We start from the raw sequence: 6532 nt of genomic DNA on the forward strand, positions 1-6532 counted from the left end.
GTCAATTAGTCAATGGATGGGCGCACGCTGAGGTAGCTTGCAGCAGTCACGCTTTGCTGGAGCCGCTAGTTCTTGCGTGGCTAACGAGTCCCACCCCGCATGTCAACTTGAATTCCCTGCTTGGCAGCCTTCCTCCGGACCAAGACTCGAATTGTGTGTCGGTGATCGTTGATGATGACGGCGTGGTGGAGCTGCCGGGGTTGGGTCAGTTCGACGGCAATCTCGCCGACGAAGTGTTGAATTTACGCCGGCTTGGCCACAACCGTGTACTCATCCGAGGCGATAAGGGCGAGACAGAAGCCGCGCTTCGGCCCATACCGATGGTTCCGGGTACACGCGCCGTCCTTGCCGGGAGCGCGCACCCGCTGCTAAAACGCTTCTATTGTGCCAACGCCGGCGAGTCGGCCATAGTTGAGACGCTGATCGAAACCCGTCGGCACTCCAGAAGTATCATCGAAGCCTTTTCGCTTCTCGCGCGCACTGTTCCCCTGCTACACGCTCATCTCGCGGACGCAGTCCGGCGAGTAACCGTTCACCGGGCAGGTCACGTGCACTCCTTTGCTACTCCGGCAGCGCACGGTGCTGTGTTTCTCGCTGCTGCGGAAGATGACACCGACATCGGATTCGTGGAAGATCTTGTACACCAGGGTGGTCACGTCCTTTGCACAGCTATGACGGTCGACCGAGAGGTATTCTTCACGGTCCCCGCCGAGACGCCGCTAGCCGACATCACCGGCATCGTTGACGAGACTCGTAGCTTGTATGAAGCTTTTCATGGCGTCTTCACCGAGGCCGCGATGATCTTGACCCTCAATCGCCTTCTCGATCTCGATGGGCTTACCCCCCGGCAGGCTCATGAGTCTCGGGGCCGGCTCGGGCTCATCGGATCACGTGCGGTCGCCGACTTGGCGAATGTTTGTAGACCTGGCCTCTTCACTGACGAAGGCCTACGTATCCTTAAGTATTGTCGTTTAGCACTCATCGAGACAATTGATCGTCGCCGAGAGGAGTTGGCGGCCCTCGACCTCACCGGTCAACCATATGCCTTCTCCTACGCTGCCTTCGTGGCCCGGAATCCGCTTGACCATGATCTCCCTTGACGAGCTAAGTCCAATAGGCTTCGGCTCTTATCGCGTGTCAACATCGGAGCATGGCTTCGCCCTTGCGGAGGCGATCCGGTTGGGCTGCAATCTGATCGACACTGCCGCTACGTATACCAACGGCTACTCCGAGCGTCTTGTCGGCGCCGTCGTGGCTTCAGTTCATTCCAGCGCTGACACCTTCGTAATCACTAAGGCGGGTTACCCCGACCCACCGGGTACGCAGCATTCAATCGCGCCAGATTTCCTCGCGGCAAGCCTGGATCGTTCCCTCGAACGACTTGGCCGCCCGTGGGTCGACGGATTCCTACTGCATAATCCTGAGCGCTTGCTTGACGATGGTGTGGAAACTGATGAGTTCGCCGACCGGGTTGCTGCAGCCTTCGTGTTTCTCGAAGGCTGCGTCTCCCTCGGGAAAATTCGATTCTACGGGATCAGCTCGAATGTCGTCGCCACTTCGCCCGACCCGGTGCTAGGCCTCGAGTCGTACATCACACTGGCAGCGCATGCCGCCACTCACCATCATTTCCGACTCCTCCAATTCCCCTGCAACCTTCTCGAGCGAGACGCCGTGTGCAACCCGGCTGGCGCGAGTCTGACCGTTCGAGCACGAGCTGCAGGTGTTGCGACTCTTGCCAACCGGCCACTGAATGCGTTGGTCGATGGCCGCCTCGTACGGCTAGCGAATTATGAATCCCACGCGGACAGGCCGACTAATGACGATTCGCGGCTGCTATCGATGTGTGTTGAAGCAGTGAGCGGACAGCTCGTGCGGTCAGGAGCGACAGCTACACCGCTAGAATTCCCAGTAATCCAGTACGTCGCCGACCACTGGGCTGACATCGAGACGACCGACGCAGTCGACGAGCTCTTCCTTGGACTCCTCCAAACCTTCCTGCGCGCACTCTACAAGGGCGACATACCTGAAGCTGAAGCGAGGCTTTTCGCTCGACTTCATCGACGTGCTCTTGATAATGCCCAGAAGAGAATGAGCGACCGGGCCGAGGCAACCAGGCGTGATCTTTACGCCAGCCGGATCCTGGATGCGACCGACAGTCACCCGCTACAGGTGGCGGCTTGTTCCTACTTACTCGACGCAGGGATCGACCATGTGCTCGTGGGGATGCGAAGCCCTGACTATGTGCACAGCCTACGAGAACTCATTATTAGCAACCGGAGGCCCCCGGGATGAGATAACCAACCACCAACCTCCTAACTGCTGGGCGCACGAGAACACCTCACTGCATAACATTCCGAGCGTTCACATTGCGTTCCGAGCGGGTTATTATAGACAAGTCGGGCACGGAGGCCGCATTCACCACAAGTGTGCCAACAGCGAGCACCATGGCGATTGCATGCGTGATCAGAAAATCAAGAACTTCCAATTACTTCGTGATTGCTGAGAGGTGGTTTCGATGAACATATTATCAATCCCTCGTATTGTGGATGCTCGCTTGGTTGAGCGATTCATATTTAATTTTAGGTTGAGACCGGATGCCTTGGACGAACGCCTGCCCGCCACCTGGTTAAAACCTCAAGTGTTCAACGGGTGGTCCGTTGCCTCATTCTGCGTATTGGCCTTGGACAGAATTACCGTTTGGCCTATACCGCCTTTCGCGGATATTAAAAATATCAAAACCATATCGTGCGCCTATCGCTGCGGTGCGGTAGACATTTCTAAGCCTACGGCGAATCCGACCGTGTACATTACGGATAGGAACGCAGACAACTCCGCTATCAGCTATCTCGCTCCGATGATCTTGAAAGACACTATCCCTCTCGTTAAAGCAGACATTGCACAATCTGACGGCACGACCGAAATCAGCATCAGTCATCCAGACGGACAGCGTCTCTTTTCGGCATTGGTACGTACCGCTCCAGATCCCAGTGCACTGGATTCCGAGGTCTTCGATTCTTTGGAAGCATTTGTTGCCTTCATTAAGGGCGGCGTTTCGAGCTGGACCCCGTCCGTGCAAGAGGGTGCATTGGCGCGAGTCGACTTGGCCAAGGAAGACGCGACCTACGAGGTACGAGAGGCTGATGTTGATTTCAACGCTCTCGAGAGCTTATGGCGAGATGCTGATCTGAAACTCGACAGTGTAGTACGAGCGACGGGTGGCAGATATCGATGGACTTACCGGGGCCTCGCTCGATCCGACCGCTTAGTCCAGTCGTCTCCACCGTCGGATCGTGGTCGCGCCAAAGCGTGATTTGTGCATGCTCCACGGTTTCAAGGGAGATTCAGTTCGCTAGAGTGTGGGCTCGTCCAGTTTCTCGCAGATTGTTGCAACCTGCCGTCGTGACGACGGGTAAGCAGCACACCGAGCGGGATCGTGGCACGTTACTGCACCAAATCCACTGGCTAGGAAACCAATCCAAGTTGCCGAGAATCTACCTTATGCCAACTAGTAAGTTGGTTATTCGCATGGTCTACGAAGCTTGATGTTCGTTGACGGGAGAGTGACATTTTTGACAGGTTTTGCGACACACTACGGTTTGGCGCTTGATTGTCGGGCATTGTGGCATACGGTCGTCTCGTAAAAACTTGATTGAACGCGCGTTTGAAACGCTGCGGGAAACGGGACCGTCGTGGCACAACTCACCACGCTCCGCAAGAAACGCACGCATCTACGACACCCCGATCCGCGACACCCAAGGGCGACGGCCCCCCAGGCGCCCATCGTCGACCTCGCCGAATCGCACCCGTGTCCCGTGTCCCGTGTCCCGTGTCCAGGATGAACACTGAAGCGGTTGATTGAATGTCGGAATCAAAGAACCACCGAGGACCTGAAACTGTTGTGCTGATTCGTCACGGGAAGACTGAGTGGAGCACCAAGGGTCGGTTTGCTGGAAGGATGGACGTTCCTCTCCTAAGCTCTGCCGAATTCGAGGCTATCGAAGTTGGTGATCGGATCCGGCGAATGTCATTCGACATGGTCATGTCCAGCCCCTTGTCGAGGGCTCGACGCACGGCCCAACTCTTGTGTAGCGGTGAGGAATTTATAGTTGATGACCGGCTTCGTGAACGTGACTACGGCGACTACGAGGGGCTCACTACTGCCGAAATCCGCCGCCGTCACCCGCGTTGGAATGTGTGGTCGGATGATGTGCCGAATGGTGAAACGCTTGAAGAGATGACATACCGCGTCGATTCACTGCACCGTGAGTTGCTCGACAGCTCGGCTGGTTCCGCCTTGATAGTCGCCCACGGTCACTGGATCAGGTTGTTCACGGCCCGCTGGTTAGGACTTCACCCCAGGCAGGCTGCGCTGTTCCGGCTCGAGGCTCTCGGAATAGTCAAACTAGGCTGGGAACGAGAGAGTCCTGTGGTGTTGGGTTGGGGCAATTGAACACCAACATTCTCCCTCTAGTTGGCATCCGAGGGTGCGTGACCAGAAGGCGAAGGGGAATGGCCCAAAATTTCAAGATGCCATTCAGGTGGTTTGGCCAGCATCGGCTGTAAAAGACGGGGGAGGAGTACTCCTGGACCTTTGTGGATCCAAAGTGATCCACTTGGTCGGTGAAGTTGCTTCTAACCTTATGGTTGACGTAGAAGTGGCAAAAAATCAGAACGCGTATCCGGTTATTTGCGCCAGAAAGTGACCTTTGAATTCTCCGGATTTTCCGCGCGTCTCAGAGGTACGCTGTCTCTATGCCTTCGGTAAGGGTCTGACCGAGGAGATTCCATGCGTGGTCCGATCGCAGCGGTGTTGGAGGATTCTCTTGCGCCGCGCCTGCAGTCTGATGCCCACCCGCACATCTACCATCCCGTTCCGCCCGCTCTCGGCGACGTCAAGCTGACCATCAGCGACACGACTAACGCCGTTGTTCGGCCGAAAGTCGACACGGTTGCAGGTACGGGTGGGGTGGAAGCTGTGGTGTGGGTGGGTCCAAACGCATACTTGAAGCTGGACTTCAACTTCCTTCACCGGACAGTTACCGAATACGTGCTGGCTCATCGACATGTCTATGGCGGAATAGTAAAAATGCACCGCACGGCTGACGTGAACTTTTCAGATCCCAATGCTAACAAGCCGTTACACGTCGGTCATCTGCGCAATAACTTCCTCGGCATGGCAGTGAGCGGACTGCTCGGGGCCACGGGTTATCGGGTCCGGCGTTCAGAGTTCATCTCGGATTGGGGCATCCACATCTGTCATGCCGTGGTAGCACACCGGCGGTGGGGGGGAGCTTCGACTCCGGCCACGGCGGGTGTGCGGGGTGACCGATTTGTTGGCGCGTTCTACGCCCGTTTCCATGCCGAGAACGCCGCCCTTAAGTCGGGGCGTGCAAAACGCTCGATCGAGCCTGGTGACGCCGACGGGGTCCAGACCGACATACGGACCGAACTAGAGCGAGAGGCGGCGCAATTGCTCGGCCGAATGGAGGCCGGCGATTGCGCTGCCGCGCGCGAGGTATTGCGGGCGGCAGCCTGGGCTGAGGAGGGTATCGGGTGCACGTACAGGCGGATTGGCACGCGCTTCGACGTGGTCATCAGGGAGAGTGAGGTGCTCGACCTCGGGCGCGAGATGGTTGAACGGGCGCTCGTGGCCGGCCACTGCGCCCGCCGACCGGATGGCTCGGTATATATCGATCTCGATGACTTGAACATGGGGGAGCTTACCTTCCTGCGGCAGGATGGCACGCAGACCGTCTACACGCGGGGATGCGCCGTGATGATTCCGCGTGGCGAGGCGGGGAACACTGACCGGATGGTCGACCTGCTAGGCCACCATTGGAAGGCCCGGTACGACGCTGCACTCCGAGCACTGTCTATTTTCGGGTACGAGTGGGCAGGGCGGGTTGAGCCGCTGTACTTCGGAATGGTCCGGACGCCCGAGGGGAAGGTGAGCTCACGAGAGGGCACCGCGTTGCTCGCTGACGCGGTCATCGACGACTTGATGACGAGGCTCAGCTCACATGGCCTAGAGGCGGCAGAACTGCTGGCTATTGGTTTGCTGAAGTATCACTTCCTCAGTATCCGGGCCGATCGGGACATTGTGTTCGACCCTACTGACGTGTGGCGGCGAAGCCTGCCTAAATTCGCCCTTGTGGTTCGCACAATCACGGCTCTTTCTACAGCAGAGTTGGCGGACTACGGCGTGGCAGCCGAAAAAAACGGTCCGGCGCTCCGGCGGCTTCTTCTGCACCTCGATGCGCTGCCAGGCGTGGTCGAGCGCTCGGCAGCGAGGCTGGACACAACCGCGCTCACGCATTACATAAACGTGTGTTGCCAGTGCGTAGACGCCTGTGCCCGAGACGGGATCGACCCGGCGACAGCTGGCGCGGTGGGTGTCATCCTCCAGCGCGCGCTGGGCATACTCAACATCCGGGTGCCAGACCAGTCCGACCGCCTCGGTCCGCCGTTCGCCTCAGCTGGCGGAACTGGTCGGGGTGGTCAGTCGCAATCACATCACCCGACCGAGGAGAGT

5 protein-coding genes are annotated in these 6532 nt (G+C 57.9%); all 5 read left to right on the forward strand.

Going from position 1 to position 6532, the window contains the following annotated elements; genetic code table 11:
* Positions 1-155: 155 nt before the first annotated feature.
* Positions 156-1100, forward strand: a complete 945-nt coding sequence (locus tag MLGJGCBP_RS00605) for a hypothetical protein (protein ID WP_160093673.1) — start codon at positions 156-158, stop codon at positions 1098-1100.
* Positions 1087-2292 carry an aldo/keto reductase gene (locus tag MLGJGCBP_RS00610; protein ID WP_236580851.1) on the forward strand — a complete coding sequence of 402 codons (1206 nt, stop codon included), beginning with the start codon at positions 1087-1089 and terminating at the stop codon, positions 2290-2292. Before MLGJGCBP_RS00605 ends, MLGJGCBP_RS00610 begins: the two co-directional genes overlap by 14 nt.
* Positions 2293-2515: 223 nt before the next feature.
* Positions 2516-3310, forward strand: a complete 795-nt coding sequence (locus MLGJGCBP_RS00615; RefSeq protein WP_160093675.1) for a hypothetical protein — start codon at positions 2516-2518, stop codon at positions 3308-3310.
* A 549-nt stretch (positions 3311-3859) separates the two neighbouring features.
* On the forward strand, positions 3860-4450 hold the full coding sequence (locus tag MLGJGCBP_RS54110; RefSeq protein WP_160093676.1) for a histidine phosphatase family protein: 591 nt from the start codon (positions 3860-3862) through the stop codon (positions 4448-4450).
* A 336-nt stretch (positions 4451-4786) separates the two neighbouring features.
* The coding region (gene argS, locus MLGJGCBP_RS00625; RefSeq protein ID WP_160093677.1) for an arginine--tRNA ligase domain-containing protein at positions 4787-6532 on the forward strand (1746 nt) is incomplete at its 3' end.

Origin of the sequence: Rhodococcus sp. T7, assembly GCF_009872365.1 — a bacterium.
Lineage (GTDB): Bacteria > Actinomycetota > Actinomycetes > Mycobacteriales > Mycobacteriaceae > Rhodococcus_F.